General features: G+C 66.8%; 26 protein-coding genes. 12 read left to right on the top strand and 14 right to left on the bottom strand.

From position 1 onward, the window contains the following. The first annotated feature begins 24 nt into the window (after window positions 1-24). The 4 genes from OXS31_RS00650 to OXS31_RS00635 all read left to right on the top strand — a co-directional run bounded on the left by OXS31_RS00650 (window position 25) and on the right by OXS31_RS00635 (window position 4,569). Window positions 25-1,650, top strand: coding sequence for a methyl-accepting chemotaxis protein (locus tag OXS31_RS00650; RefSeq protein ID WP_074583306.1), 1,626 nt, complete (start codon window positions 25-27; stop codon window positions 1,648-1,650). A gap of 142 nt (window positions 1,651-1,792) precedes the next feature. Next, window positions 1,793-3,418, top strand: a complete 1,626-nt coding sequence (locus OXS31_RS00645) for a methyl-accepting chemotaxis protein (protein ID WP_027598758.1) — start codon at window positions 1,793-1,795, stop codon at window positions 3,416-3,418. A 97-nt stretch (window positions 3,419-3,515) separates the two neighbouring features. Further along, a complete protein-coding gene (locus tag OXS31_RS00640) occupies window positions 3,516-4,148 on the top strand; it encodes an HAD hydrolase-like protein (protein WP_027600528.1) in 633 nt (210 codons plus the stop codon). A gap of 10 nt (window positions 4,149-4,158) precedes the next feature. Further along, window positions 4,159-4,569 (top strand): DUF2141 domain-containing protein, encoded by a 411-nt coding sequence (locus OXS31_RS00635; protein WP_144954678.1) that lies wholly within the window; start codon window positions 4,159-4,161, stop codon window positions 4,567-4,569. A 732-nt stretch (window positions 4,570-5,301) separates the two neighbouring features. On the opposite strand, the gene trpA is transcribed toward OXS31_RS00635, so the two are convergent. Both trpA and trpB read right to left on the bottom strand, forming a co-directional pair. After that, window positions 5,302-6,108 carry a tryptophan synthase subunit alpha gene (gene trpA, locus OXS31_RS00630; protein ID WP_007160173.1) on the bottom strand — a complete coding sequence of 269 codons (807 nt, stop codon included), beginning with the start codon at window positions 6,106-6,108 and terminating at the stop codon, window positions 5,302-5,304. Beyond that, window positions 6,105-7,313, bottom strand: coding sequence for a tryptophan synthase subunit beta (gene trpB / locus OXS31_RS00625; RefSeq protein ID WP_027600526.1), 1,209 nt, complete (start codon window positions 7,311-7,313; stop codon window positions 6,105-6,107). Before trpB ends, trpA begins: the two co-directional genes overlap by 4 nt. Before the next feature lie 92 nt (window positions 7,314-7,405). On the opposite strand from trpB, the gene OXS31_RS00620 reads away from it, so the two are divergent. Continuing rightward, window positions 7,406-8,302 carry a LysR family transcriptional regulator gene (locus OXS31_RS00620; protein WP_027598754.1) on the top strand — a complete coding sequence of 299 codons (897 nt, stop codon included), beginning with the start codon at window positions 7,406-7,408 and terminating at the stop codon, window positions 8,300-8,302. 40 nt (window positions 8,303-8,342) lie between these two features. Here the strand turns inward: OXS31_RS00620 and OXS31_RS00615 are convergent, their stop codons facing one another. Next, window positions 8,343-8,666, bottom strand: a complete 324-nt coding sequence (locus OXS31_RS00615) for a DUF883 family protein (protein ID WP_007160170.1) — start codon at window positions 8,664-8,666, stop codon at window positions 8,343-8,345. Between the two features lie 218 nt (window positions 8,667-8,884). On the opposite strand from OXS31_RS00615, the gene OXS31_RS00610 reads away from it, so the two are divergent. After that, on the top strand, window positions 8,885-9,100 hold the full coding sequence (locus OXS31_RS00610; RefSeq protein ID WP_007160169.1) for a dodecin: 216 nt from the start codon (window positions 8,885-8,887) through the stop codon (window positions 9,098-9,100). A gap of 43 nt (window positions 9,101-9,143) precedes the next feature. Next, complete coding sequence (locus tag OXS31_RS00605) at window positions 9,144-9,371, top strand: DUF1161 domain-containing protein (RefSeq protein WP_108582735.1); 228 nt, start codon at window positions 9,144-9,146, stop codon at window positions 9,369-9,371. Window positions 9,372-9,459: 88 nt separating this feature from the next. On the opposite strand, the gene hmpA is transcribed toward OXS31_RS00605, so the two are convergent. Continuing rightward, on the bottom strand, window positions 9,460-10,629 hold the full coding sequence (gene hmpA / locus OXS31_RS00600) for an NO-inducible flavohemoprotein (RefSeq protein ID WP_197851044.1): 1,170 nt from the start codon (window positions 10,627-10,629) through the stop codon (window positions 9,460-9,462). A gap of 132 nt (window positions 10,630-10,761) precedes the next feature. On the opposite strand from hmpA, the gene norR reads away from it, so the two are divergent. Then, complete coding sequence (norR, locus tag OXS31_RS00595; RefSeq protein ID WP_197851042.1) at window positions 10,762-12,300, top strand: nitric oxide reductase transcriptional regulator NorR; 1,539 nt, start codon at window positions 10,762-10,764, stop codon at window positions 12,298-12,300. 17 nt (window positions 12,301-12,317) lie between these two features. Here norR and OXS31_RS00590 read toward each other — a convergent pair whose 3' ends face one another. Together OXS31_RS00590 and betC are read right to left on the bottom strand one after the other, a co-directional pair. Then, window positions 12,318-13,235 carry a choline ABC transporter substrate-binding protein gene (locus OXS31_RS00590; protein ID WP_007160165.1) on the bottom strand — a complete coding sequence of 306 codons (918 nt, stop codon included), beginning with the start codon at window positions 13,233-13,235 and terminating at the stop codon, window positions 12,318-12,320. 21 nt (window positions 13,236-13,256) lie between these two features. Continuing rightward, on the bottom strand, window positions 13,257-14,756 hold the full coding sequence (gene betC, locus OXS31_RS00585; protein WP_267397845.1) for a choline-sulfatase: 1,500 nt from the start codon (window positions 14,754-14,756) through the stop codon (window positions 13,257-13,259). Between the two features lie 117 nt (window positions 14,757-14,873). Between betC and OXS31_RS00580 the strand changes: the two genes are divergently transcribed. Continuing rightward, a complete protein-coding gene (locus OXS31_RS00580) occupies window positions 14,874-15,857 on the top strand; it encodes a LysR substrate-binding domain-containing protein (protein WP_074583316.1) in 984 nt (327 codons plus the stop codon). 8 nt (window positions 15,858-15,865) lie between these two features. Here OXS31_RS00580 and OXS31_RS00575 read toward each other — a convergent pair whose 3' ends face one another. The 5 genes from OXS31_RS00575 to prlC form a co-directional block, all read right to left on the bottom strand. After that, the gene (locus tag OXS31_RS00575; protein ID WP_267396987.1) at window positions 15,866-16,255 is read right to left on the bottom strand and encodes a VOC family protein; all 390 of its coding nucleotides are present in this window, start codon (window positions 16,253-16,255) and stop codon (window positions 15,866-15,868) included. Beyond that, window positions 16,255-17,421 carry a lactonase family protein gene (locus OXS31_RS00570; RefSeq protein WP_027600520.1) on the bottom strand — a complete coding sequence of 389 codons (1,167 nt, stop codon included), beginning with the start codon at window positions 17,419-17,421 and terminating at the stop codon, window positions 16,255-16,257. The genes OXS31_RS00575 and OXS31_RS00570 overlap by 1 nt, the downstream gene beginning before the upstream one ends. Window positions 17,422-17,683: 262 nt before the next feature. After that, window positions 17,684-18,142 carry an anti-virulence regulator CigR family protein gene (locus OXS31_RS00565; protein ID WP_267396982.1) on the bottom strand — a complete coding sequence of 153 codons (459 nt, stop codon included), beginning with the start codon at window positions 18,140-18,142 and terminating at the stop codon, window positions 17,684-17,686. A 367-nt stretch (window positions 18,143-18,509) separates the two neighbouring features. Beyond that, the gene (locus OXS31_RS00560; RefSeq protein WP_027598745.1) at window positions 18,510-18,782 is read right to left on the bottom strand and encodes a YheV family putative zinc ribbon protein; all 273 of its coding nucleotides are present in this window, start codon (window positions 18,780-18,782) and stop codon (window positions 18,510-18,512) included. After that, window positions 18,779-20,875, bottom strand: a complete 2,097-nt coding sequence (gene prlC / locus OXS31_RS00555) for an oligopeptidase A (RefSeq protein ID WP_108582730.1) — start codon at window positions 20,873-20,875, stop codon at window positions 18,779-18,781. The genes OXS31_RS00560 and prlC overlap by 4 nt, the downstream gene beginning before the upstream one ends. Window positions 20,876-20,919: 44 nt before the next feature. Between prlC and OXS31_RS00550 the strand changes: the two genes are divergently transcribed. Further along, window positions 20,920-21,471 carry a gamma carbonic anhydrase family protein gene (locus OXS31_RS00550; RefSeq protein ID WP_267396966.1) on the top strand — a complete coding sequence of 184 codons (552 nt, stop codon included), beginning with the start codon at window positions 20,920-20,922 and terminating at the stop codon, window positions 21,469-21,471. 567 nt (window positions 21,472-22,038) lie between these two features. Here OXS31_RS00550 and OXS31_RS00545 read toward each other — a convergent pair. Next, window positions 22,039-22,389 (bottom strand): MerR family transcriptional regulator, encoded by a 351-nt coding sequence (locus OXS31_RS00545; RefSeq protein WP_027600516.1) that lies wholly within the window; start codon window positions 22,387-22,389, stop codon window positions 22,039-22,041. 71 nt (window positions 22,390-22,460) lie between these two features. Between OXS31_RS00545 and OXS31_RS00540 the strand changes: the two genes are divergently transcribed. After that, the gene (locus OXS31_RS00540; protein ID WP_267396962.1) at window positions 22,461-22,886 is read left to right on the top strand and encodes a hypothetical protein; all 426 of its coding nucleotides are present in this window, start codon (window positions 22,461-22,463) and stop codon (window positions 22,884-22,886) included. 243 nt (window positions 22,887-23,129) lie between these two features. Here OXS31_RS00540 and aroE read toward each other — a convergent pair whose 3' ends face one another. After that, on the bottom strand, window positions 23,130-23,945 hold the full coding sequence (aroE, locus tag OXS31_RS00535) for a shikimate dehydrogenase (protein ID WP_027600514.1): 816 nt from the start codon (window positions 23,943-23,945) through the stop codon (window positions 23,130-23,132). Window positions 23,946-23,949: 4 nt separating this feature from the next. Continuing rightward, window positions 23,950-24,879, bottom strand: coding sequence for an oxygen-dependent coproporphyrinogen oxidase (gene hemF, locus OXS31_RS00530; RefSeq protein WP_074583330.1), 930 nt, complete (start codon window positions 24,877-24,879; stop codon window positions 23,950-23,952). A gap of 143 nt (window positions 24,880-25,022) precedes the next feature. Between hemF and OXS31_RS00525 the strand changes: the two genes are divergently transcribed. Then, window positions 25,023-26,000, top strand: a complete 978-nt coding sequence (locus OXS31_RS00525; protein ID WP_027598738.1) for an NADPH:quinone reductase — start codon at window positions 25,023-25,025, stop codon at window positions 25,998-26,000. The last annotated feature ends 27 nt before the right edge of the window (window positions 26,001-26,027 follow it).

The following is a 26,027-nucleotide window of genomic DNA, read 5'->3' as shown; positions in this document are numbered from 1 at the left end:
CCCTCCTCCTCCTAGCAGGCCGTCATGACTCTTCGCTCCCTGTCCATCGCTACCCGCAACCTGCTGTGTTTCGGCATCCTGGCGGTCCTCGTCGCGGCGCTCGGCCTCTTCGGCTGGTACCAGCTGTCGGAGATCCGCCAACTGGGACACCAGGTGGAGCAGCGCTACATCCCGACTCTGATCGCGGCCGACAATCTCAGCCTGCTGGTGGCCCGCACCCGCATCGAAACCTTGCGCCTGCTGGCCATGCCCGATGCCCAGACCCTGGCCAACACCCGCCAGAAGCTGGACGGTCTGAGCACCGAGGTGCAGGCCATCTTCGCCCGCTATCAGCACGAGCTGCTGTCGACGAAGAGCCGCACTGCGCTGGATGAATTGCGCCAGGTGCACCAGAGCTACATGCAGGGCGTGCAGCAGATCGCCGACCTGGCCGGTGCCGGTCAGCTCGACCAGGCCCGTAAAGTCGTGCAGCAGAGCATGGGCCCGCTGGGTACGCGGATGAACGCCTGCATAGAAACGCTCCGCCAGGCCGTCGAGCAGGACATCCACGCCGCCAGCGCGGATGCGGATGCAGCCTATGCACGCTCCAACAGCGTGACCTGGCTGGCCATCCTGGTGACCCTCACCCTTACCGGCCTGCTGGCCTGGCGCCTGACGCGCAGCGTGGCCAACCCCATCGCCCAGGCGGTAGCGGCGGCCCGTACCATCGCCGCGGGAGACCTGACCCAGGCGCTGGACAGCCGTGGCCACGACGAGGCGGCGCAGTTGCTGCAGGCCATGCAGCAGATGCAGGGTCAGTTGCGCGAGACCCTGGGGCATATCGGCGATTCGGCCAGCCAGCTGGCGTCCGCCGCCGAGGAGATGACCTCGGTCATGCAGGAAAGCGCCACCGGCCTGCAGCAGCAGAACAACGAGATCGAATCGGCGGCGACCGCCGTCACCGAAATGAGCCAGGCGATCGAGGAAGTCGCCGGCAACGCCTCCTCCACCTCCAATGATTCGCGTCAGGCCGCCGATACCGCCGTTCAGGGCCAGCGTCAGCTGGGCGAGACCCTCACGGCCATCGAGACCCTCACCGAGCAGGTCCTGGGTGCCAGTGCCCGGGCTCGCGAGCTGGAAACCCAGACCCGCAACATCAGCCAGGTGCTGGACGTGATCCGCTCGGTCGCGGAACAGACCAACCTGCTGGCCCTGAACGCCGCCATCGAGGCGGCGCGCGCGGGCGAGGCCGGTCGCGGCTTCGCCGTGGTGGCCGACGAGGTGCGCGCCCTGGCCCATCGCACCGGTGAGTCCACCCGCGAGATCGAGAGCATGATCGGCGACATCCAGCAGGGTACCGGCCAGACCGTCGATGCCTTGCTGACCAGCGCGGACCAGGCGCGCCAGACGCGCGAGCAGGCGCAATCGGCCAATGCCGCCCTGGCCGTCATCGCCCAGTCGGTCGCGGGCATCGACGAGCGCAACCTGGTGATCGCCAGCGCCGCCGAAGAACAGGCCCAGGTGGCGCGCGAAGTCGACCGCAATCTGGTACGCATCCGCGACGTGTCGGTGCAGACCGCGGCGGGTGCCGAGCAGACCCGCGCCTCCAGCCAGCAACTGGCGGCGCTGGCAGCGACCCTCAGCGGGCAGGTGCAGCGCTTCCAGTTCTAGCCCTGATCGCGGCTGACGACCGGCCAGTGCTGACCACCGGCCGCCCCTGGTCATACTTCCGTCAGATTTGGGACGAATGACCATCAAGTCACGGCGACCCTAGCCGTTAAAGGGGGCCTCACTCTTCACCGGGGCTGCCGCCGTGACCTTTCGTTCCTTCTCCCTCGCCATTCGCAGTGTGTTGTGTTTCGGCCTGCTGGCCATCCTCGTGGCCAGTCTGGGTCTGTTCGGACTGCTGCAACTGTCGCAGATCCGTACCCAGGGCCAGGTCATCGAGACCAACAACGTGCCCAGCATCGTCGAAGCCGACAACCTCGCTCTGCAACTGGCCCGCACCCGGGTCGAGGTGCTGCGTCTGCTGGCCATTCCGGATGCCGCCACCGTCGCCAACACGCGCAAGAAGATCGACAGCATCAATGCCGACATCGGCGCCGGTTTCGGTCGCTATGAAAAACTCGTCAGCAGCGATCGCGAACGCCAGGCCTTCGATGCCCTGCGCCAGATCCACGGCGACTATGTCCGCTACACCGCGCAACTGGCCGACCTGATCGGCGCCGGCAAGCTCGACGAAGCCCGCAGCCTGATCCAGACCAGCATGGCCCAGCTCGGCGTGCAGATGAACGAGCGCACCGAAGCCCTGCGCAAGATCAACCAGGAAGACATCAAGGCCGCCTCCCAGCACTCCGGCGAGACCTATGCCCAGGCCACCTCCATCACCTGGATCGTGATCGCCCTGGCCCTGGGTCTGACCGTGCTGCTGGCCTGGCGCCTGACCCTGAGCATGACCCGGCCCATCGCCGAGGCCGTCGCCGCCGCCCGGACCATCGCCAATGGCGATCTGACCCAGACCCTGGATACCCGCGGTCACGACGAAGCCGCCCAGCTGCTGCAGGCCATGCAGCAGATGCAGACCAATCTGCGCGACACCCTGGGCCACCTGGGCCACTCCGCTACCCAGCTGGCTTCGGCCGCCGAGGAGATGACCGCGGTCATGCAGGAGAGCGCCCACGGCCTGCAGCAGCAGAACAGCGAGATCGAGATGGCGGCCACCGCCGTCACCGAGATGAGCCAGGCGGTGGACGAGGTGGCTGGCAACGCCACCTCCACCTCGTCCGAATCGCGCCAGGCCGCCGATACCGCGCGTCAGGGCCAGCGGCAGCTGGGCGATACCCTGGGCGCCATCGAGGTGCTTACCGAAAACGTGCTGGGTGCCAGCGAGCAGGCCCGCCAGCTGGCCGAGCAGACCCGCAACATCAGCCAGGTGCTGGACGTGATCCGCTCGGTCGCCGAACAGACCAACCTGCTGGCGCTCAACGCCGCCATCGAAGCGGCGCGTGCCGGTGATGCCGGTCGTGGCTTCGCCGTGGTCGCCGACGAGGTCCGCGCCCTGGCCCATCGCACCGGCGAATCCACCCGCGAGATCGAAGGCATGATCGGCAGCATCCAGCAGGGCACTGGGCAGACCGTCGATGCGCTGCTGACCAGTGCCGACCAGGCCCGCCAGACCCGCGAGCAGGCGCAGTCGGCCAACGCCGCCCTGGCCGCCATCGCCCAGTCGGTGTCGGGCATCGACGAGCGCAACCTGGTGATCGCCAGCGCCGCCGAAGAGCAGGCCCAGGTGGCCCGCGAGGTGGATCGCAACCTGGTGCGCATCCGCGATCTGTCGGTGCAGACCGCCGCCGGTGCCGAGCAGACCCGCGCCGCCAGCCAGCAGCTCTCCGAACTGGCAGTGGAGCTCAACGGCCAGATCCGCCGCTTCCGCGTGTGACCTGACCGGCAGGGACGCCCCTGCCGGATCCCGTCGCGGTGGCAAAACCGGGAGGCGACCGCTACGCTGGCGCCTTCGCCCACCGCGCCTCTCTCGCATGAGCTATCGCTACGTCATCTTCGACTTCGACGGCACCCTGGCGGACAGCCTGCCCTTTCTGCTGAGCTGTCTCGGCGAGCTGGCGCAGACCCATGGCTTTCGCCAGCCAGCCGCCGACGAGTGGCCACGATTGCGCGCCTCCTCCCTGACCGGTCTGCTCGACAGCCTGGGCATCCCGCTCTGGCAGGTGCCCCGCATCGCCCGGCACTATCGCCGCCTGCTGGTCCAGCGTGGCGCTCAGGTCCTGCCCTTCGCCGAGATTCCCGCCACCCTCGACCGCTTGCAGGCCAGTGGTCTGCAGCTGGGCCTGGCGACCTCCAACTCCGCCGCGGCCGTGCACCAGGTGCTGCCCCAGGCCGGACGCCTGTTCACCGCTGGCGAATTCGACATCCCCCTGCTGGGCAAGACGCGGCGTCTGAAGCGCCTGCTCCACCGCCAGGGGATCACGCCGGCCGAGGCCCTCTATGTCGGTGACGAACTGCGCGATCTGCAGGCCGCTCGCCGCGCCGGACTGGGCTGCGCCGCCGTGGCCTGGGGCTATGGCTGCCCCACGACGCTGCGCGCGCAGCAACCCGATCTCTTCTTCGAACAACCGGCCGAGTTGCTGCGGCTGCTGCCCTCCCCCTGCTGAAGGAATGCCCATGAAGTCTCTGTTGCTGGTCGCTGGTCTCGGTCTGAGCGGTCTCTTGCAGGCCGCCGAACTGCAGGTACGGGTGGAGACGGTCGATGCCTCGGGGGGCCAGTTGCTGCTGGCGGTATTCGATAGCGAAGCGGCCTGGAAAGCGCACAAGACGCCCGTGGCCCAGGCCCATCTCACCGCGCAGGCGGGTACCCAGGAGCAGCGCTTCGATCTACCGCCCGGGCGCTATGCCGTGTCGGTCATCCACGACAGCAACGGCAACAGCTCGCTGGACACCAATTTCATCGGCATGCCCACCGAACAATACGGCTACAGCAACAATCCGCCACTGCGCATGCGCATGGCCACCTTCGAGGAATGCGCCTTCACCCTGCCGGCCGCAGGCCTGCGCCAGCAGGTGACGCTGCGCTAGGCCAATGCTGTCGTACACAGGCTTCCAAACAGAAAATCAACAGACTTATCCACAGGGCTTTTAGCGGCGATCGCTGAGTACGGCGCTGAACAGACGTGGATAACTCCTTGGGCTGGCAGCAGAAATCCCTTGACTCGGGAATAACCCGGAAAACTGGTCATTATTTGATCGATTCTCTGGAAGCCGCGCCAGCGCTGGCCTCTGGCACTAGACGAACAACCTATCCACAGCCCTATGCAGCTCTATTGTGGGTTGTGGAAAACACCTAAAAGAGGATTGATCATTTTTTGCACGATCCTCTACAGGCCTTGCCAGCCATGGCGTACAGGCCAGGTCCCACATCTTTTCCACAGGCACGCACACAGCAGATGTGGGAAAACCGGACCGCGGAGTGCGCCTTCGGCAGCCTGAGCGACCTAAACGAAATTGGCTATTTAATGAGCAATTTTGCCCGGACAACCGCCTGATCGGTTGCTGACAACTTGCCCAAGGCTTATCCACAGCCTTTACCTGTCGGGCAATGACGGCAAAGCAGTCCGGCGTTCGCAGCCTGACTCAGCGGATCAGGTCGTAGCGGATTCGATCAACAGGGCCAATACCTGCCCAACCCTTCTGGCACGCGGCCTTGCGCCGGTAGCGAACAGACTGCCCACAAGGTTATGCACAGCTTGCAGGCTGTCCGGGCATAAAAAAAGACCGCCTGATGCGGTCTTTTTCGAGGCTGGCGAGGGCCTAGCGCGCGGTACGCACGCTGTCCGACAGCTGCTTGCAGAGGCCGAGCACGCCGTCGATGGCAGCGCCCGAGGACTCGGCCTTGGCGATCTGATCGACGAAGGCCGAGCCCACCACCACACCATCGGCGATGCGAGCGATCACCCGCGCCTGCTCGGGGGTACGGATGCCGAAGCCGACGGCCAGGGGCAGGTCGGTGAAGCGGCGCAGGCGCGCCACGGCGGCCTCGACGTGTTCGGTGGTGGCCGAGCCGGCACCGGTGACGCCAGCGACGGACACGTAGTAGACGAAGCCGGAGCTGGTGTTGAGCACCCGCGGCAAGCGGGCGTCGTCGGTGGTCGGGGTGGTCAGGCGAATGAAGTCGATGCCGGCGGCCTGGGCTGGCAGCGCCAGCTCGGCGTCGTGCTCGGGTGGCAGATCGACCACGATCAGGCCATCCACGCCCGCTTCGGCGGCTTCCGCCAGGAAGCGCTCCACGCCATAGCGATGGATGGGGTTGTAGTAGCCCATCAGCACCAGCGGCGTCTCGCCTTCCCCACGCCGGAAGTCGCGCACCATCTCCAGGGTCTTGGCCAGATTCTGACCCGCCTGCAGGGCGCGCAGGGCAGCGGCCTGGATGGCCGGGCCGTCGGCCATGGGATCGGTGAAGGGCATGCCCAGCTCGATGACGTCGGCACCGGCCGCCGGCAGGCCCTTGAGGATGGCCAGGGCGGTGTCATAGTCCGGATCGCCGGCGGTGGTGTAGGTGACCAGGGCTGCGCGGCCCTCGGCCTTCAGCGCGGCGAAGCGGGTTTCCAGGCGGCTCATAGCTTGTCTCCCAGGTGACTCATCACGGTCTGCATGTCCTTGTCGCCGCGACCCGAGAGGCAGATGACCATCAGGTGGTCCTTGGGCAGGTGCGGCGCGCGCTTGAAGGCCTCGGCCAGGGCGTGAGCCGTTTCCAGCGCCGGGATGATGCCTTCCAGGCGGCAGGTCTGGTGGAAGGCCTTGAGCGCCTCGTCGTCGTTGATCGGCACGTATTCCACGCGCTTCACGTCGTGCAGGTGGGCGTGCTCCGGACCGATGCCGGGGTAGTCCAGGCCGGCGGAAATCGAGTGGGCGTCGATGATCTGGCCATCGTCGTCCTGCAGCAGGAAGGTGCGGTTGCCGTGCAGTACCCCGGGCATCCCGCCGTTGAGGCTGGAGGCGTGCTTGCTGGTGTCGACGCCGTGGCCGCCGGCTTCGACGCCGATGATGGCGACGTCAGTGTCATCGAGGAATTCGTGGAACAGGCCCATGGCGTTGGAGCCACCACCGACGCAGGCGATCAGGCTGTCGGGCAGGCGTCCTTCCTTCTCCAGGATTTGGGCGCGGGTCTCCCGACCGATCACGGCCTGGAAATCGCGGACCATGGCCGGATAGGGATGCGGACCGGCCACGGTACCGATCAGGTAGAAGGTGTCGGCGACATTGGTCACCCAGTCGCGCAGCGCCTCGTTCATGGCGTCCTTGAGGGTGCCGGTACCGGAGGTGACCGGAATTACCTCGGCGCCCAGCAGCTTCATGCGGAAGACGTTGGCCTGCTGGCGGTCGATGTCGGTGCTGCCCATGTAGATGACGCAGGGCAGGCCGAAACGCGCGGCCACGGTGGCGGTGGCCACGCCGTGCATGCCGGCGCCGGTCTCGGCGATGATGCGGGTCTTGCCCATGCGCTTGGCCAGCAGGATCTGGCCGATGCAGTTGTTGATCTTGTGCGCGCCGGTGTGATTCAGCTCTTCGCGCTTAAGATAGATCTTGGCGCCGCCGAAGTGCTCGGTCAGGCGCTCGGCGAAGTACAGCGGATTGGGCCGACCGACGTAGTCGCGCTGGAAGTAGGCCAGCTGCTCGAGAAACGCCGGATCCTCCATGGCGGTCTCGTATTCGCGCTGCAGATCGAGGATCAGCGGCATCAGGGTTTCGGCGACATAGCGGCCACCGAACTGGCCGAACATGCCTTGAGCGTCGGGGCCCTGGCGATAAGCGGTCTGGGTCATGGGATTCTCCTGCGAAGATGGATCTACCTTACCTGCTTGAGTGCCGCTGATAAATCGATAAGATCGCGATGACCCGTCAGGAAATCTCACAGATGAGCGATCCCCGCGACCTGCCTCCCCTGAATGCCCTGCGCGCCTTCGAAGCCACTGCTCGTCTAGGTGGCATGAGCCGCGCAGGGGACGAGCTGCACGTGACCCATGGCGCCGTAAGTCGCCAGATCCGTGCGCTGGAGGAACAACTGGGGGTGGCGCTGTTTCGCCGCGAAGGCCGTGGTCTGGCGTTGACCGAAGCCGGTCTGCGGCTGCGCGAGGTGAGTGGCGAGGTCTTCGAGCGCTTGCGTGAGGTGTGCGCCGAACTCAAGGCCGGCAGTCGCCAGGGGCCCTTCGTGCTGGGCTGCCCGGGCAGTCTGGTGGCGCGCTGGTTCATTCCGCGGCTGGATCGCCTCAATCGCGATCTGCCGGAGTTGCGCCTGCACCTTTCGACCCGTACCGACGACACCCCGCTGGCCGCCGCCGGCCTGGATGCCAGTCTGCTGTTCACCGAGACGGCGCCGCCACAGGACGTGATGCCCTATCACCTGGCGCCTGAGCGCATCGGTCCGGTGCTGAGCCCCTATTGCCCGGCCTATCTGAGATTGCGGGACGGCGACCTGCAGGCCTTGCTGGCGGAACGCCTGCTGCACACCCTGTCACGGCCCCAGGCCTGGCCACAGTGGTTCGCCACCCAGGGCCTTGAGGCACCGGAGCTGGAGTACGGGCAGGGCTTCGAGCACCTCTATTACCTGCTGGAGGCGGCGCTGTCGGGATTGGGCGTGGCGATCGCGCCGGAGCCACTGGTGGCGGCGGATCTGAAGGCGGGCCGGCTGGTGGCGCCCTGGGGTTTTGCGGCGACCGGTGCGGAGTTGGCGCTATGGGCGCCGGGTCGGCTGGCGGATGAACGGGTGGAGCGATTGGCGGCCTGGCTCAGAACCGAGCTGGCCGAGCGCTAGCGCCCGAGGCACCCCTTGAGGATGCCTCGAACCGCCACGATCAGTGGTCGCCGCGCAGCAGCGCCCAGCCGACCAGGACGGTCACGCCGGCGGCGATGCCGACGGTGGCCCAGGGATGTTCGCGCGCCACGCCGCTGGCGGCGCGACCGTACTGACGGGTCAGGCGACGCACGTCGTCATAGACCTCTTCCAGCGAATCGCCCGAATGGTGCAGGGCTTCGCGAGCGGTGCTTTTGAAGGAATTCAGACTGCTGCGGGATTCGCGTGCAGCGTTCTTCTTCAGCGATGCCAGCGAGTCGAGCAGGCTGTTGATTTCGTTCTCGATGCTGGCGATGGACGCCTGGTAATCGGTGTTACGGGCCATGACAACCTCCTGGGATGGACGGATTCAGGAAATGTGACTACCGAGCCGTTGGAAAGTGCTGCAAAGCCGTGGGCGAGAGCCTGGGCAGTGAACTTATCGGGGCCTTTCGCGGCCTCAAATGGCAGAGGCACCCTTCCCGGCGAGTCGACCGCGACACCGGTCAACGCGTTGCCGGCTAACCGCTGCAGCGCCCGTCATTGCTGACCCAGGAGAGTTTCATGTCCGATCATCACACCTACAAGAAGCTGGAAATCGTTGGCTCTTCCACCACCAGTGTCGAGGACGCCATCAACAACGCCCTCGCCGAGACCGCCAAGTCGGTCAAGAACCTGGAATGGTTCGAGGTGGGTGAAATCCGCGGTCATATCCAGGACGCCAAGGTGGCTCATTATCAGGTCACCCTGAAGATCGGCTTCCGTATCGAAGCCAGCTGAGCAGCATTCCAGACCTCCCTCCCCCCGCAAAAGGACAGGCAAGATGCGTAGAATCGTGATCACCCTCGGTTTGTTGGCCCTGAGCGGCGGCGCCTTTGCCGCCGGCACCTCGTGCGACACGGTCAAGGCCGATATCGATGCCAAGCTGCAGGCCAAGCAGGTGGCGCACTACAGCCTCGAGGTGGTGGACAAGGGCAGTGCCAGCGCCTCCGCCAAGGTGGTGGGCAGCTGCGAAGGCGGTAGCAAGGACATCGTCTACCAGCGTCGCTAGGTCCAGGACCGCAGGGCGCTACCCACAGGTGGCGCCTGGATTCTCGCGAAGAGACGCCCACTGCCCAACGGCAGTGGGCGTCTTTTTTTCAGAGGTCGGTGGCGGGTCCGAAGAACTCGTGGCGGATCTGCTTTTCCGGCACGCCCAGCTCCAGCAGATCACGGCGCACCTGGGCCATGAACGGCTGCGGGCCGAGAAGATAGACGTCCAGGTCGCGATCCTTGGGCAGCCAACGCTGCAGGCGCGCCCGATCAAGGCGCGAGGCATAGGCCTCTTCCGCCACCGGCTCGCTGTAGCAGAAATACAGCTGCAGTTGCGGATGGTGGGCGGCCTGCTCTTCCAGCCAGTGCCCGAAGGCCTGGACCCCGACATGGCGGGTGCAGTGGATCAGCTGGATCGGCCGCCCGCTCGGCAGCGCCGCCGACACCATGGGCAGCAGCGGCGTGATGCCGACGCCACCGGCGATCAGCAGCAGCGGCTTGGTCGATTCCTGCAGGACGAATTCGCCGGCCGGTGCGAAGACCTGCAGCACGGTGCCCTCATGGGCGTCGGTATGCAGGTAGCGCGAGACCACCCCACCCGGCTGATGCTTGACGCTGATGCGATAGCCTCGGCCTTCGCTGGCGGCCGAGATCGAGTAGTTGCGGCGGTATTCGACCCCGTCCAGCGTCAGGCTCAGCCCCAGGTACTGGCCGGGCTGGGCGATGCTGGTCGGCAGCCCGTCCACCGGCTCCAGGTAGAAGGAGCTGATCTCTTCGCTTTCCGGCTCGATCCGCGCGATGCGGAACGCCCGCCCACCACGCCAGCCACCGGGCACCTCGGCCTGGGCGGCGTAGCGCTGCTCCTCGGCACCGATCAGCAGATTGGCCAGCTGGCCATAGGCGGCGGCCCAGGCGTCGATCACCGCATCGGTGGCCACCTCGGCGCCCAGCACCTCGCGGATGCTCTGCAGCAGGGCGATGCCCACCAGCGGATAGTGGTCCGGCTGCACCTGCAGCGAGACGTGCTTGTTGACGATCTGCTCCACCAGCGGCCCCAAGGTATCCAGGCGATCGATGTAGCGGGCGTACATCAGCACCGCGCGCGCCAGCGCCCGGGCCTGGGCACCGCTGGCCTGGTGGGCACCGTTGAACAGCGGGCGGATCTCGGGGTTGTCGCCGAGCAATCTGTCGTAGAAATGCCGGGTCAGGATTTCCCCGCCGGTTTCCAGCAGGGGGACGGTGGCCTTGATGATGGCCTTTTGGTCTGATGACAGCATGGCAGGGGATCTCCAAACAGGACTGCCCTGGCCGTATCACGAGTCGTGCCAACCAAAAAACTGCGCCAGATCAGGCTTTTATCCAGGGAGCTTGTCATAATGACCAGGTCCCTATGACTCGCCGAGGTCAAATTGACCCGTACCACCCTGCTCGAAGCCATGGTGCCCCTGGTGGCGGATCTGGCCCGCGACCTGCCCGATCAGCAGCGCTACGCCAGCCTGCTCGATGCCCTGCGCAAGGTCCTGCCCTTCGATGCGGTGGCCCTGTTGCGCCTGGATGGCGATGTCCTGGTGCCCCTGGCGGTAAGGGGTCTTGCGGCCGACACCCTGGGCCGGCGCTTCAAGGTCGGCGAGCACCCGCGCCTGGCGCTGCTGCTGGCGAGTCGCGCGCCGACCCGCTTCGCCGTCGATTGTGACCTGCCCGATCCCTACGATGGCCTAGTGGAAGGCGTGCAGGGGCATCTGGAGGTCCACGACTGCCTGGGCTGTCCGCTCTATGTGCAGGACCAGCTCTGGGGCCTGCTGACCCTGGATTCGCTGCAGGCGCAGAATGCCCAGCCCGAGGATCTCACCATCCTCGCCGCCTTCGCCGGGCTGGCGGCCGCCACCGTGGCCGCCGCCGAGCGCATCGGTCAGCTCTCCGCGCGCATCGTCAGCGAGCACGAGCTGACCGTGGCCTATCAGCAGTCGGTGGGGCACCAGCGACCCCGTGAACTCATCGGCCAGAGTCCGGCCAGCCTGCGCCTGCGGCAGGAGATCGAGACCGTGGCGGCCAGCGACCTGACGGTGCTCATCACCGGCGAGACCGGCGTCGGCAAGGAGCTGGTGGCCGAAGCCGTGCACGCGCGCTCCCTGCGCCAGCAGCGGCCGCTGATCAGCCTCAACTGCGCGGCCCTGCCCGAGGCCCTGGTGGAAAGCGAACTCTTCGGCCATGTGCGCGGGGCCTTTTCCGGCGCGGTGAGCGACCGCCGCGGGCGCTTCGAGCTGGCCGACGGCGGCACCCTGTTTCTCGACGAGGTCGGCGAATTGCCGCTGACGGTGCAGGCCAAGCTGCTGCGGGTGCTGCAGAGCGGCCAGTTGCAGCGGCTGGGCTCGGATCGCGATCTCAAGGTGGACGTGCGCATCATCGCCGCCACCAATCGCGACCTGGCCGACTGCGTGCGCGCCGGGCGCTTTCGCGCCGACCTCTACCATCGCCTGAGCGTCTATCCGCTGGCCGTGCCGGCCATGCGTGAGCGCGGCCGCGACGTCCTGCTGCTGGCCGGTTTCTACCTGGAGCAGAATCGTGCTCGCCTGGGCCTGCGTGGCCTCCGGCTGACACCCGCGGCGCAGCGCACCTTGCTGGCCTACGACTGGCCGGGCAACGTGCGCGAACTCTCCCACCTCATCAGCCGGGCGGCGCTCAAGGCCCATGCCGGCAGCGAGGAACGCGGCGGCATCCTGACCCTGGACAGCGATCAGCTCGGCCTGCCACTGGGCCCCGCACCCCTGCCCGAGGAGGATACCGCCCTGCCCTCTGCCTCCCTGCGCGAGGCCACGGACGCCTTCCAGCGCCAGACCATCACCCTGGCGCTGGAACAGCACGGCCAGAACTGGACCCTGGCCGCCGCCGCCCTGGGCCTGGACCGCGCCAACCTCGCCCGCCTGGCGCGGCGGCTCGGTCTCAGGTAGCCCTCAGGCCGTAGCGTTCACAGGGCTTTCTGTACCGCCGGCAGGCCCGGCTGGCCATCGCGGGTGGTGACGCCCTGCAGCCAGGGCTCCAGCACCTGGGGATGGGCCTTGAGCCAGGCCTTGGCGGCGGTGTCGTAGCTGCCGCCCTTGTCCCGCGCGGCGCTCATGACGGCGTTTTCCATGTCCAGGGTGAATTTCATGTTGCTCAGCAGGCGGGCCGGATTGGGGCACTGCTCGGCGTAGCCCTTGCGCGTCAGGGTGTTGACCGTGCCGGCGGTGCCGAAGTACTTGTCGCCGCCGGTCAGGTACTTGATGGGGTAGTCGACGTTCATGGGGTGCGGGGTCCAGCCGAGAAAGACCACCCACTTGTCGCGCTTCACCGCGCGCCCGACCTGGGAGAGCATGGCCTGCTCGCTTGACTCCACCAGTTGCCAGCCACCCAGACCGAATTCGTTGTCCTGGATGATCTTCTGCAGCGACTGGTTGGCCGGCGCGCCGGCGCCGATCCCGTAGATCTTCTTGCCGAACTGGTCGGCATGCTTGGCCAGATCGTCGAAGCTCTTCACCCCGCCTTCCCATACATAGGTGGGCACCGCCAGGGTGAATTCGGTCCCGACCAGATTCTGCGCCAGCTCGGTGACCTGCCCGGTCTTCACGAACTGGTCATAGTGCGCCTGCTGCGCCGGCATCCAGTTGCCGAGGAAGGCATCCACCTGCCCGTTGCGCATGCCGCCGTAGATGATTGGCACCGCCAGGGTCTCGACCTTGCCGGTGTAGCCCAGTGCACCCAGGATCGCGCCGGTGAGGGCGTTGGTGGCGGCGATGTCGCTCCAGCCCGGATCGGCCAGGCGAACCGTTGCGCAGGCCTGGTCCTCGGCCTGGGCCGACAGGCTGACCAGGGCCAGCGTGAAGGTAGCGATGATTCCGTGTTTCATGGCCGTGCTCCTGTTAGCGGTTCAGGGTTGAGGGTAGCGGGCGCGACGCTCCAGGTCGTCGAGGTCGATGTGATTGCGCATGTACTGCTGGCTGGCATCGACGAAGGGCTGGTGATCCCAGCTGGTCCGCTTGCCCTGCTCCAGGGCCGCCGCGACGAAGCGCCGCCGCCGCTGGCTGGCCAGCACCTCGGCGTGCAGACGCGGCAGGTCCCAGCGCTGGCGGACCTCGGCCTGGAAGCTGGCGAGCAACTCGGCGTAGTCGGCGCTGGCGGCCAGATTCTCCCGCTCCAGCGGATCGTTCTGCAGATCGAACAGCAGCGGCGGATCCAGTTCGCAGTGGATGTACTTGTAGGCGCCGCGGCGGATCATCAGCAGCGGACTGACGGTGCCCTCGGCGAGGTATTCGCCGATCACCTCGTCGTGCCCTACCCGGCCTTCGAGGTGCGGCAGCAGCGAGCGGCCATCCAGCGGCAGCTCGTCCGGCAGCTGGCCGCCGGCCAGCTCGACGAAGGTCGGCAGCAGGTCCAGGGTCGACACCGAGGCCTGCACCCGCGCCGGGGCGAAGCGACCGGGCGCATGGATCAGCAGCGGGACCCGCGCGGCCATCTCGAACCAGTGCATCTTGTACCAGAGTCCGCGCTCACCGAGCATGTCGCCGTGGTCGCCGGAAAAGACGATCACGGTGTCGTCGGCCAGACCGCATTCCTCCAGCGTCTTGAGCAGATGGCCGACCTGGGCGTCGACGTAGCTGCAGGCACCGTAGTAGGCCTGGCGGGCGTCGCGGATCTTGGCCTCGGGCAGCGGCTTGTCCCAGAGGTCGATCACCTTGAGCAGGCGCTGGCTGTGGGGATCCTGCTCGGCCTGGGGGATGGCGCCTTGCGGCAGCGGGATGTCGACCTCGTTGTACAGGTCCCAGAACTCGCGGGGGATGGTGTAGGGATCGTGCGGATGGGTCAGGGACACGGTCAGGCAGAACGGCTGGTCATCGCCGCGACGCACGTGATCGTAGAGGTACTGGCGCGCCTTGAAGACCACCTCTTCGTCGAAATCCAGCTGGTTGGTGCGCACGCAGGGCCCGGCCTGCAGCACCGAGGACATGTTGTGGTACCAGCTCGGGCGCTCGTCCGCCGCGTCCCAATTCACCGCCCAGCCGTAGTCGGCGGGATAGATGTCGCTGGTCAGGCGCTCTTCGTAGCCGTGCAGCTGATCCGGTCCGCAGAAATGCATCTTGCCCGACAGCGCCGTGCGATAGCCGAGGCGGCGCAGGTGGTGGGCATAGGTGGGAATGTCGGCGGCAAAATCGGCGGCGTTGTCGTAGGCGCCGATCTTCGACGGCAGCTGGCCGCTCACCAGGGTGAAGCGCGAGGGCGCGCACAGCGGGCTGTTGCAGTAGGCGGAGTCGAATACTACGGCGCGCTCAGCCAGGCGCTGCAGATGCGGCAGCTTGATCGGCGAGGCGGCGTCGTACAGCGGCAGGATAGGCGCCGCCATCTGGTCGGCCATGAGGAAGAGGATGTTCATCGGCTTGGACAAGAGCGCCTCCGCTAGGATCAGGGTTGCTTATGGGTGGCTCATCATCCAATGCTGAAAAATCTGCGTGAAGGCCACTGGGGATGATGTTTCGGATAAGCTGGGCTTATGACTCGTCGCCATGGAAACATACTCTTGGACGCCGCCCCTGCCGACCGCCCTGCCCTGGCGCTGGACAGCCTGCGCACCTTCGAGGTGGTGGCGCGCCGCCTGAGCTTTACCGCGGCGGCGGGCGAACTGGGGACCACGCAGCCGGCCATCAGCCAGCAGATCAAGCGCCTGGAAGCCCAGTTGCAGGTGCGGCTGTTCGATCGCGTCCATCGCGGCATCCTGCTCACCGAAGCCGGACGGCTGCTGCAGGAATACGTCGAGGCCGGTCTCGCCACCCTGGACGAGGGGGTGCGGCTGGTTACCGCCCGCCCCGCCCACGAGGTGCTGCAGGTGGCCACCGATTTCGCCTTTGCCGCCTACTGGCTGTTGCCGCGCCTGCCACGTTTCCATGCCCGCCATCCGGAGCTGGACGTCAGCCTGGTGACCAGCGACAGGGTGCCCCTGCCCGGTCCGGAGATCGACATCACCCTGGGCTTTGGCGACGGCCGCTTCAAGCATGGCGAAGCCTGGCCACTGTTTCGCGAAGAGGTTTTTCCGGTGTGCAGTCCGCGGCTGCTCCAGGGTCGGCAGCCGCCGCTACCCGTCCTGGAGCTGGGTCAGTGGCCGTTGCTGCATCTCAAGGCGGCGCCCAACAGCCGCTGGTATGACTGGAAGACGTTGTTGCCGGCGCTGGACCTGGCGCCCCTGCCCGCGGCGCCGTCCGGTGCGGTGCTGAGCTTCGACAACTACACCCTGGTGATCCAGGCGGCCATCGCCGGCCAGGGCCTGGCGATCGGCTGGCGCCACCTGGTGGACGACCTGCTGCAGCAGGAGCTGCTCTGTCGCCCCTTCGCCGGGCTGGCCACCTCGCGCTATGGCTATTACGCCATCCTGCCCGAGCGCAAGCGGCGCCAGCGACTGGTGCAGCGCTTTCTCGACTGGCTGCTGGAAGAACTGGAACTGCCGCGCGAGTCCCTGGCCGGCGCGCGGCTGGCGACCTGAGCGGCGCGCTAGCGCTCGTAGACTTCCAGCGGCAGATCGTCCGGATCGGCGAAGAAGGTGAATCTCTTGCCGGTCAGCTCGTCGGTGCGGATCGGCTCGGTGACCACGCCATGGCCCTGCAGGTGGGCGACGGTGGCGTCCAGGTCGGCCACGGCAAAGGCCAGGTGGCGCAGGCCCTGGGCTTCCGGGCGCGAGGGTCGCGGCGGGGCATCGGGAAAGGAAAACAGCTCCAGCTGGGCATGCGCGCCCACCGCCAGATCCAGCTTCCAGGAGCGCCGGGCCTCGCGATAGGTCTCGGCGATCACCGGCAACCCGAGGATCTCGGTGTAGAAGTGCCGGGAGCGTTGGTAGTCGGCGCAGATCAGCGCCACGTGGTGCAGATGATCGAAGTGGGTCATCAGGGTACCGCGACGAATTTGAGGTCGGCTGGCGCGCCAACGTCCAGGCTCTGGAGTTCGTCGCCGAGCTTGCCGCTGTCGGGATCCCGGGCGAAGACCTTGAGCTGATTGGATTTCTGGTTGGCCACCAGCAGGAAGCGCCCGGACGGATCGATGGCGAATTCCCGTGGCGACAGGCCGTTGACCGGATGGCGCTCGACAAAGGTCAGGGTGCCGTCGGGATTCACCGCGAATACCGCCAGCTGGTTGTCGGTGCCGCGACTGGCGACGTAGAGGAAACGCCCGTCACCGGACAGGTGCAGGGCGCCGGCATCCCGCTCGCCGGTGAATTCCTGGGGCGTCAGGCTGTAGCTCTGCAACTGCCGCAGCATGCCGTCCTGGTGGGCGAAGGCCATCACCTGCCCGGCCAGTTCCAGGGTCAGGTAGGCGTAGCGGCCATCGGCGCTGAACACCAGGTGACGCGGCCCGCTGCCTTCCGGCACCGGCACGAAGGGCGTCTCGGCGGCCACCAGCGGCCGCTCCGGCTGCTGCGGCAGATAGCGATAGACGAAGACCTTGTCGGCGCCCAGATCCGGGGCGAAGACGAAGCGGCCGTCCGGGGTGGTCACCGCCGCGTGCACATGGCTGGACTGCTGGCGCGGGTGCTGTTCGCTGGGCTGGTGGAATTCGATCTGCGCCACCGGACTGAGCACGCCGCCGTCCTGGATCGGCAGCACCGCCAGGGAGCCTTCCGGCAGGCTGGAGTAGTTGGCCACGAAGAGGAATTTGCCGTCGGTGCTGAGGCTGGAATGGGTCGGCTCGTCGCCCAGGCTCTTGACCTGGCTGACCTGCTGCAGGCGGCCATTGCCCGGTTCGAAGCGATAGGAGGTGACCCGGCCAATGCTGTCGCCGCTCGAACCCCGGCCATTCTCGTTGACGGCGAACAGGGTCCGGCCATCGCGAGACAGGGTCAGAAACGAGGGATTGGATGCCTTGACGATGCGCAGCGGGCCATCGATCTGACCATTGCGACTGTTGAAGCGATAGACATACAGCCCCTGGCTGCTACCCGCGGTGTAGCTGCCGACCAACAGATTGAACAGGCCGGGTTCGGCGCGGGCCGGGGCATTGTGCCCCACGAGCAGGGCGAACAGGGCCAGCGGCAGCAGACGGGGCAGAGCTCTCATGGGAAATCCTTGGCGAGCGATGGGCGTTGAGACCGATGCGAAGCGGCCCGGTTTCCCTACCGTCTGGAGGCGGAAGGCGGCCGCGCGCGGCGGCTATTCTACTGAAATCCGGGCTGGCACTGTGCCAGAGGGATTTCGCCATTTATCGCCTGCGCCGGCGCACCGGCGGGCTACGCCCGAGCGGCCGGCCCCGGGAGCCCGTGCCAGAGCCTGCGGTGAACTCGGCGGTGCCCGCGGGCTGCCGACAAAAGAATTGCCCGGACTAGTCCAGCACGCCCTGCAGGATGGCGTAGACGAGCCCGGTGCCCACGGCGACCAGCACCATGTCGGTACCCAGGCGCCGCCATTCGTAGCCGGGATAGTCAGGCAACTGGCGGGCGATGCCCGGGGGCAGGGGGCGGCCGTAGCCGGCAGGCAGAGGACGCCCACGCTCCAGACGCAGACCCGGGGGCAGGTCACCCCCACGGCCGATCTGTCCCCGCAGCGCCTTGATGCGCTCCCGCGCCGGTCCCAGATCGGGCGGCCCGCCGGCGGCCGGTCCGGCAGCCGGACGACCCTGATCATGCGCCTTGGGACCAGGTCCCTGGCCCTTGGGACCACCCTGTTCCTGCCAGCCCGGCCCGTGCGGCCCCTTGGGCCCGCCAGGTTCGTGATCCGGCGGCGCGGCCAGCGCCAGGTTGCCAGTCAGACAGAAGGCTGCAGCAGCGAGGAGGGTACGCATGGAGGGCTTTCCTCATGGGGGACGAGGGTGTCGGTTATCCACTTGGAGTCCGATCACGGAAAAAGACTCCCGGGTCATTCACGGATGCACAGCCTGTGGATAAATCGGGGATAAAATCGGTATAACTTCCTGAGAAATCCCTAATCTCCGCCGGAGACCAAATAAAAAGCCTTTAGTATCAATGGATTAAAAAGATGATCGGCTGGCTATCGAATCCGCTTTTTGTGGATAAAGCTTGAGACCCCCTGCGCTGAAGCCTGTTTTCATCGCTACAGAAGCCCTATACGGATCGATTTCACTCGACCCAAAAACAGCAAGACCGCGCCCGGGTGATCCCGGGCGCGGTCTTGTCGAAGGTCACCGCTGCCTAATCCGGCTTCTTCAGCTTGGGATTGGGAAAGAACTGCACGGCCTGCACCTTGGGATCGGGCTTCTTGGGCTTGAGCGCACTGATATTGACTCGCGTCGGCAATTCCTTGGGGACCGAATTGCCGCGCTCGTCCAGGGTGTCGCTGTAGCCGCAGGAGACGCACTCGCGATGGGGCGTGCCCTCCTGGGTCCACATCTTCAGGGTGTCCTGCGCCTGGCACGCCGGGCAGACCGCCCCGGCGATGAACCTCTTGCGGATCGGCTCGCTCACGCCGCCTCCTCGCTCAGCCCGGAATGGCGGAGCAGGGCGTCGATGCTGGGCTCGCGACCGCGGAAGTCGACGAACAGCACCATGGGCGCCTGGGAGCCGCCGCGGGCCAGGATGGCTTCGCGGAAGGCCCGCCCGGTTTCGGGGTTGAAGACGCCTTCTTCCTCGAACTTGGCGAAGGCATCGGCGGACAGCACCTCGGCCCACTTGTAGCTGTAGTAACCCGCCGCATAACCACCGGCAAAGATGTGCGCGAAGCTGTTGGGGAAGCGGTTGTAGGCCGGCGGACGCACCACCGAGATCTCGTCGCGGATGCCTTCCAGCACCTCGCGTACGCTGCGACCGTCGCCGTGGCTGGCGTGCAGCTCGAAGTCGAACAGCGAGAATTCCAGCTGGCGCAGCATCATCAGGCCGGACTGGAAGTTCTTGGCCGCCAGCATCTTGTCCAGCAGCTCCTGGGGCAGCGGCTCACCGGTCTCATAGTGGCCGGAGATCAGCGCCAGGCCCTCGGGCTCCCAGCACCAGTTCTCCATGAACTGGCTGGGCAGCTCCACCGCGTCCCAGGCCACGCCGTTGATGCCGGAAACGCTGGCATGCTCGACGCGGGTCAGCAGGTGGTGCAGGCCATGGCCGAATTCGTGGAAGAGGGTGGTCACCTCGTCATGGGTCAGCAGCGCCGGCTTGCCGGGGCTGGCCGGAGTGAAGTTGCAGACCAGGTAGGCCACCGGATCGATCAGCCGACCCTGGGCATCGCGGCGCTTGTCGCGGGCACCGTCCATCCAGGCACCGCCACGCTTGTTGGCGCGGGCATAGAGATCGAAATAGAAGCGACCGATGGAGGTGCCGTTTTCCTTGATCTCGAATAGGCGCACGTCCGGATGCCACTTCTCGAAGTCGCGCAACTCGGCGATCTCGATGCCATAGAGCTTCTGCACCGTGGCGAACAGGCCGGACAACACCTTGTCCACCGGGAACCAGGCACGGACCTCTTCCTGGGACAGCGAATAGCGCTGCTGGCGCAGCTTTTCGGCGAAGTAGCCGGTGTCCCAGCTCTGCAGGTCCTGCACGCCCTGTTCGGCGGCGAAGGCGCGCAGTTCTTCCAGGTCGCGCTGGGCGAAGGGCTTGGAGCGCACGGCGAGGTCGCGCAGGAAGCCCAGCACCTGGTCACTGCTCTCGGCCATCTTGGTGGCCAGCGACAGCTCGGCATAGTTGGCGTAGCCCAGCAGGCGGGCCAGTTCCTGGCGCAGGTCGAGCAATTCCTCCATCACCGGGCCGTTGTCGAACTGGCCGGCGTTGGGACCCTGTTCGGAGGCGCGGGTGGCATAGGCGGCATAGACCTCTTCACGCAGGGCGCGGTCGTCGGCGTAGGTCATCACCGCGTAGTAGCTGGGGAATTCCAGGGTCACCAGCCAGCCGTCCAGCTCCTTGGCCTGGGCGGCGGCCTGCAGCTGGGCCTTGGCCGACTCGGGCAGGCCGGCGAGGGCGGCTTCGTCGGTGAGGTGCTTGGTCCAGGCCTGCGTCGCGTCGAGCAGCTGGTTGGAGAACTTGCTGCCCAGCTCGGACTTGCGCGCCTGGATGGCGGCATAGCGCTGCTGCTCGGCCGGCGGCAGGTCGATGCCGGACAGGCGGAAGTCGCGCAGGGCGTGTTCCAGGGTGGTCTTCTGACCGACGTCGAAGCCCTTGGCTTCCTCGCTCTCGGCCAGGCGGCTGTAGGCCTGGAAGAGGTCCTTGTTCTGACCGATCTCGGTGGAATAGGCCGACAGCTTGGGCAGGCAGGCCTCGTAGGCGGCGCGCAGTTCGGCGCTGTTGCACACGGCGTTGAGGTGGCCGATGGGGCTCCAGGCCTGGCCCAGGCGATCGTTCAGCTCGTCCATCGCCAGCACCAGGCCAGCCCAGGTGGGGTGTTCCTTCTGGGTCTCCAGCAGCTTGGCCAGGGCGGCACGGTTCTCAGCGAGGATGGTGTCGATGGCCGGCTCGACGTGCTCGGGCTTGATGGCGGAAAAGGGCGGCAGGTCATGGGACTGAAGCAGCGGATTGCTGGCGCTCACGGCGTTCCCCTCGGGGCGATGGCTTTGACAGTTATATATGGAGCCCATCCTAATAGGTCTCAAGACCCTTCCGACGAGAAAAGGTATCTATCGTGACCATAAGGACCTTCCAGGGTAAGACCCCGCAACTGGGCGAACGCGCCTTCGTCGACGCCACCGCGGTGGTGATCGGCGACGTGACCCTCGGTGCAGACAGCTCGATCTGGCCGCTGACGGTGATCCGTGGCGACATGCATCGCATCCGCATCGGCGCCCGCACCAGTATCCAGGACGGCAGCGTGCTGCACATCACCCACGCCGGCCCCTTCAACCCGGACGGCTATCCCCTGCTGATCGGCAACGACGTCACCGTCGGCCATCAGGTGACCCTGCACGGCTGCACGATCGGCGACCGGGTGCTGGTGGGCATGGGCAGCATCGTCATGGACGGCGCGGTGGTGGAGGATGACGTGGTGATCGGCGCCGGCAGCCTGGTCCCGCCGGGCAAGCGGCTGGAAGGCGGCCATCTCTACGTCGGTCGCCCGGTCAAGCAGGTGCGACCGCTGGAGGAAAAGGAACGCGCCTTCTTCACCTACAGCGCCGGCAACTACGTGAAGCTCAAGGACCAGCACCTGGCCGAGGGGTATGGGGAGGAGGGGGCGTAAGCGTTGCGATAACTGGTCGGGTTGGGTTGAGCGCAGCACCGTAGCGTGGAAAACGGCGCAGCCTTTTCCACAGGTGCCTTCGTGGCATACAGCGCGCCCTCACCCCAACCCTCTCCCAAGGGGAGAGGGGGCTATCAGAGCAGGCGGCCATCTCCAGCATCTCCGCCCCGATTACGATCAGCCGTTATACCCAGCCCGTAGGAACGGCACCTGGCGCAATAGCACCGTAGCGTGGAAAACGGCGCAGCCTTTTCCACGGGTGACTTCGTGGCGTGCAGCGCGCCCTCACCCCAACCCTCTCCCAAGGGGAGAGGGGGCTATCAGAGCAGGCGGCCATCTCCAGCATCTCCGGCCCGATTACGATCAGCCGTTATACCCAGCGCGTAGGAACGGCACCTGGCGCAATAGCACCGTAGCGTGGAAAACGGCGCAGCCTTTTCCACGGGTGACTTCATTGCGCGGGTACGCCCTCACCCAACCCTTTCCCAAGGGGAGAGGGGGCTGTCAGAGCAGGCGGCCATCTCCAGTTGGTAGGTTGGCTTGAGCGCAGCGAAGCCCAACGCTCGGCTACCCCCGCAGCGGACAGGCTTCACCCAAGCGCGAATACAGCACCCCACGCAACGCCTGCAATTCGTCGATGCGCGCCTCTATGACCCTGAGCTTGTCGCGCAGCAGTTCTTGCAGATAGGCATCCGGATCGGCGGCGCGCTCGACGTCCTCAAGGTTGGCAGCGATTTCCTGCAGGCTGAAACCCAGTCGCTGGGCGGTGCGGATATAGCCCAGCCATTCCACGGCTTCGGGCGGATAGTCGCGATAGCCGTTAGCCCGCCGCCGCGCCTGGAGCAGTCCCCGGCGCTCGTAGAATCTCAGGGTGTCGCGACTCAGGCCGGTGGCCTGGGCGAGGGTGCCGATACGCATCCGTTCTCCTTGACCCTGGACTTTGCTCCAGGGTCGACACTGGACTTCCTCTCGTTCAAGGAAGTCCGTCCATGTGGAAGCTTGCGCCCTATCTGCGACTGGTCCGTGCCAGCGCCCTCTATGATCTGCTGGTCACCGCGCCCTTCGCCACCCCCTGGAGTCTCGCCTGGCTGCTACGACAGCTCGACGAGCTCGGCCAGGCACTGGGCCTGGCGCCCCTGGCGGCATTCCCGCCGGAAGCCCTTTTGCTGGGCAATCTGCTCGGCTCCCTGATGTGCGTCTGGGCGGTGCTGCGCCTGGCCAAGCCTTCGCTGCTGCTGGGACGCTACGATGCCGTCGCCAGGGGCCTGTTCGCCCTCTGGCAGGCCTGGGCGCTGTACCAGGGCGCCAGTCCCTTGCTGGCGGTGTTTCTGCTGGTCGAAATCGGCTTCGGTATAGCCCAAGCTTGGCCGGTGTCTCCTGTATCCCGCGGCGTTCAACCTCAGGTGTTGGGCTGACGCCTGTCCGTCGGGCTTCGCCATACCCCACACAGCAAGACTCTCAATCGCGGCCATGGCTGTCCGCCGATACGGCTGCTCCTAACTGCGTGCGCTGCTGTGCTGTCTCATCGCGGCCATGGGCCGCTCCTACAGCGGTTATATATCCCGTAGGAGCGGCCCCTGGCCGCGATTCGAGCCCCTAGCAACGACGGCCTTGGCATGTCCAGTATGGCCCTCGCCCAACAAGCCACGCCTTGCCCCTCACCCCAGCTGCCGCCTTAACTCCGCCAGCACCGGCGCGCTGTCGGGGCGCACGCCGCGCCAGAGTTCGAAGGCCTCGGCGGCCTGTTCTACCAGCATCCCCAGGCCGTCCAGGGTGTGGAAGGCACCCTCGTCCAGGGCCCAGCGGTTGAAGGGGGTGAGGTCCTTGCCGTACATCATGTCGTAGGTCACCGTCTGCGGGCCGATCACCGCTTCCGACAGCGGTGGGCGACCGCCCCCGAGACTGGCCGAGGTGCCGTTGATGATGACGTCGAAGGGCGCTCTCAGGGTGGAGAAGGCCGCCACCTCGATCGTCCCCAGTTCGGCGAATTCGCGCGCCAGTTGCACCGCCTTGAGCTCGGTGCGATTGGCCAGCACCAGTTGCCCGGGATTGCAGGCCAGCAAGGGCTCCAGCACGCCGCGTACGGCGCCGCCGGCGCCCAGCACCAGGACGCGCTGACCGGCCAGCTGCAGACCGGCGTTGACCGTGAGATCCCGCACCAGCCCGGCGCCGTCGGTGTTGTCGCCGAGCAGGCGACCGTTGGCCTGGCGCTTGAGGGTGTTCACCGCCCCGGCGCGGCGCGCACGCGGGGTGAGTTCATCGCACAGCTGGTAGGCCTCTTCCTTGAAGGGCACCGTGACATTGGCGCCCAGGCCGCTCTGAAAGAAGCTGCGGGCGCTTTCGCTGAAGCCGTCCAGCGGCGCCAGCAGCGTCCCGTAGTGCAGGCGCTGGCCGGTCTGGTCGGCGAACAGGCTGTGGATCAGCGGCGACTTGCTGTGGGCGATGGGATTGCCGAAGACGGCGTAGCGATCCATGGGTCTATCCTGCGGGCGTCGAGGCGAGCGCGAGCCAGTCGCGGTCGGTGAGGAAGAAATCGGTCAGGCGCGCTTCCGGCGAGCCGGGCACGGGTTTCCAGTCATAGCCCCAGCGCACCTCGGGCGGCAGCGACATGAGGATGGACTCGGTGCGCCCGCCGGATTGCAGGCCGAATAGGGTACCGCGGTCATAGACCAGGTTGAATTCCACGTAGCGGCCGCGGCGATAGGCCTGGAATTCCCGCTCGGCCTCGCTGTACGGCTGGTGGCGGCGACGCTGGACGATGGGCAGGTAGGCGTCGACGAAGGCATCGCCGATGGCGCGCTGGAAGGCGAAGCAGGTCTCGAAGTCCCACTCGTTCAGGTCATCGAAGAACAGGCCGCCGATGCCGCGCGGCTCGCCACGGTGCTTGAGGTGGAAATAGCGGTCGCACCAGGCCTTGTAGCGCGGATAGACGTCGGCGCCGAAGGGCGCGCAGGCGTCATGGCAGACCTGGTGCCAGTGCACGCAGTCGGCCTCGTTGCCGTAGTAGGGGGTGAGGTCGAGACCGCCGCCGAACCACCAGACCGGCGCCTCGCCGGGCTTTTCGGCCAGGAAGAAGCGCACGTTGGCATGGGCGGTGGGGATATGGGGATTGCGCGGGTGCATCACCAGGGAGACGCCCATGGCCTCGAAGCTGCGCCCGGCCAGTTCCGGGCGATGGGCGCTGGCCGAGGGCGGCAGGCTGTCGCCATGCACATGGGAGAAATTCACGCCGCCCTTTTCCAGCAGGGCGCCCTCGGCGATCACCCGGGTGCGGCCACCACCGCCGGTCGGCCGGGTCCAGGCGTCTTCGACGAAAGCGGCGGCGCCATCCTCGGCTTCCAGTGCGGCGCAGATGCGCTCCTGCAGATCGAGCAGATAGGCCTTGACGGCCTCCAGGGAGGGATTCATCGCAAGGATTTCCACAACAGGCGGGGAGGGCGGAGAGCATAACACCCGTATCCGACCGGTTGACGCGGCCCGCGGTTGCGGCTTGGATGAAGGCTCACCCCAAGAGAGCCCGGCCAAGGGCTCCAACCAGGAGACACGCAAGCATGGCCCAGCGCATCCAGTTCAGTCGCACCGGTGGTCCCGAAGTACTCGAACTTGTGGATTTCGAACCCGCCGCGCCCGGCCCCGATGAGGTGCAGGTGCGCAACCATGCCATCGGCCTCAACTTCATCGAGACCTACTACCGCAGCGGCCTCTATCCGCCGCCGTCGCTGCCCTCCGGCCTGGGCACCGAGGGCGCCGGGGTAGTGGAAGCGGTCGGCAGTGCGGTCACCCGCTTCAAGGCCGGCGACCGCGTGGCCTATGCCACCGGCCCGCTGGGCGCCTATGCCGAGGTCCATGTGCTGCCCGAGCGGCATCTGGTGCACCTGCCGGAAGCGGTGTCCTTCGAGCAGGGCGCCGCGGTCATGCTCAAGGGGCTGACGGTGCAGTACCTGCTGCGCCAGACCTATCCGCTGCAGGCCGGCGACACCGTGCTGTTCCATGCCGCGGCCGGCGGTGTCGGCTCCCTGGCCTGCCAGTGGGCCAAGGCCCTGGGCGTGCGCCTGATCGGTACCGCCGGCTCGCCGGAAAAGCTGGAAAAGGCCAAGGCGCTGGGCGCCTGGGCGGTGATCGACTATCGCCAGGAAGACGTCCCGGCGCGGGTCCGCGAATTGACCGACGGGGCCAAGGTGCCGGTGGTCTACGACGGCGTCGGCAAGGACACCTGGGAGATGTCGCTGGACTGTCTGGCGCCCCGCGGCCTGATGGTCAGCTTCGGCAACGCCTCCGGCGCGGTCACCGGGGTCAACCTGGGGATCCTCTCGCAGAAAGGCTCGCTCTATGTCACCCGGCCGACCCTGGCCACCTACGCCGCCTCGCCCGAGGCCCTGCAGGATATGGCCGATCAGCTGTTCGAGCTGATCACCGATGGCCGCATCCAGGTGGACATCGGTCGGCGCTATCCACTGGCCGAGGTGCAGGAGGCGCATCGGGCGCTGTCGGGTCGTGAGACCAGCGGCTCGACCATCCTGCTGCCCTGAGGCAAAACGCCCGCACGCCTGGCCGGG

The sequence above is a fragment of the Pseudomonas sp. GM_Psu_1 genome (genome assembly GCF_026544185.1).
GTDB classification, from domain to species: Bacteria; Pseudomonadota; Gammaproteobacteria; order Pseudomonadales; family Pseudomonadaceae; genus Chryseomonas; species Chryseomonas oryzihabitans.
Note: the sequence above shows the minus strand (reverse complement) of the source record. Positions and strands in the feature narration are given on the sequence as shown.

Coding starts and splice junctions, on each gene's coding strand:
- OXS31_RS00650 (WP_074583306.1), top strand. CDS start 25: ATGACTCTTCGCTCCCTGTCCATCGCTACCCGCAACCTGCTGTGTTTC.
- OXS31_RS00640 (WP_027600528.1), top strand. CDS start 3,516: ATGAGCTATCGCTACGTCATCTTCGACTTCGACGGCACCCTGGCGGAC.
- OXS31_RS00635 (WP_144954678.1), top strand. CDS start 4,159: ATGAAGTCTCTGTTGCTGGTCGCTGGTCTCGGTCTGAGCGGTCTCTTG.
- trpA (WP_007160173.1), bottom strand. CDS start 6,108: ATGAGCCGCCTGGAAACCCGCTTCGCCGCGCTGAAGGCCGAGGGCCGC.
- trpB (WP_027600526.1), bottom strand. CDS start 7,313: ATGACCCAGACCGCTTATCGCCAGGGCCCCGACGCTCAAGGCATGTTC.
- OXS31_RS00620 (WP_027598754.1), top strand. CDS start 7,406: ATGAGCGATCCCCGCGACCTGCCTCCCCTGAATGCCCTGCGCGCCTTC.
- OXS31_RS00615 (WP_007160170.1), bottom strand. CDS start 8,666: ATGGCCCGTAACACCGATTACCAGGCGTCCATCGCCAGCATCGAGAAC.
- OXS31_RS00610 (WP_007160169.1), top strand. CDS start 8,885: ATGTCCGATCATCACACCTACAAGAAGCTGGAAATCGTTGGCTCTTCC.
- OXS31_RS00605 (WP_108582735.1), top strand. CDS start 9,144: ATGCGTAGAATCGTGATCACCCTCGGTTTGTTGGCCCTGAGCGGCGGC.
- hmpA (WP_197851044.1), bottom strand. CDS start 10,629: ATGCTGTCATCAGACCAAAAGGCCATCATCAAGGCCACCGTCCCCCTG.
- OXS31_RS00590 (WP_007160165.1), bottom strand. CDS start 13,235: ATGAAACACGGAATCATCGCTACCTTCACGCTGGCCCTGGTCAGCCTG.
- betC (WP_267397845.1), bottom strand. CDS start 14,756: ATGAACATCCTCTTCCTCATGGCCGACCAGATGGCGGCGCCTATCCTG.
- OXS31_RS00580 (WP_074583316.1), top strand. CDS start 14,874: ATGACTCGTCGCCATGGAAACATACTCTTGGACGCCGCCCCTGCCGAC.
- OXS31_RS00575 (WP_267396987.1), bottom strand. CDS start 16,255: ATGACCCACTTCGATCATCTGCACCACGTGGCGCTGATCTGCGCCGAC.
- OXS31_RS00570 (WP_027600520.1), bottom strand. CDS start 17,421: ATGAGAGCTCTGCCCCGTCTGCTGCCGCTGGCCCTGTTCGCCCTGCTC.
- OXS31_RS00565 (WP_267396982.1), bottom strand. CDS start 18,142: ATGCGTACCCTCCTCGCTGCTGCAGCCTTCTGTCTGACTGGCAACCTG.
- prlC (WP_108582730.1), bottom strand. CDS start 20,875: ATGGGCTCCATATATAACTGTCAAAGCCATCGCCCCGAGGGGAACGCC.
- OXS31_RS00545 (WP_027600516.1), bottom strand. CDS start 22,389: ATGCGTATCGGCACCCTCGCCCAGGCCACCGGCCTGAGTCGCGACACC.
- OXS31_RS00540 (WP_267396962.1), top strand. CDS start 22,461: ATGTGGAAGCTTGCGCCCTATCTGCGACTGGTCCGTGCCAGCGCCCTC.
- aroE (WP_027600514.1), bottom strand. CDS start 23,945: ATGGATCGCTACGCCGTCTTCGGCAATCCCATCGCCCACAGCAAGTCG.
- hemF (WP_074583330.1), bottom strand. CDS start 24,879: ATGAATCCCTCCCTGGAGGCCGTCAAGGCCTATCTGCTCGATCTGCAG.
- OXS31_RS00525 (WP_027598738.1), top strand. CDS start 25,023: ATGGCCCAGCGCATCCAGTTCAGTCGCACCGGTGGTCCCGAAGTACTC.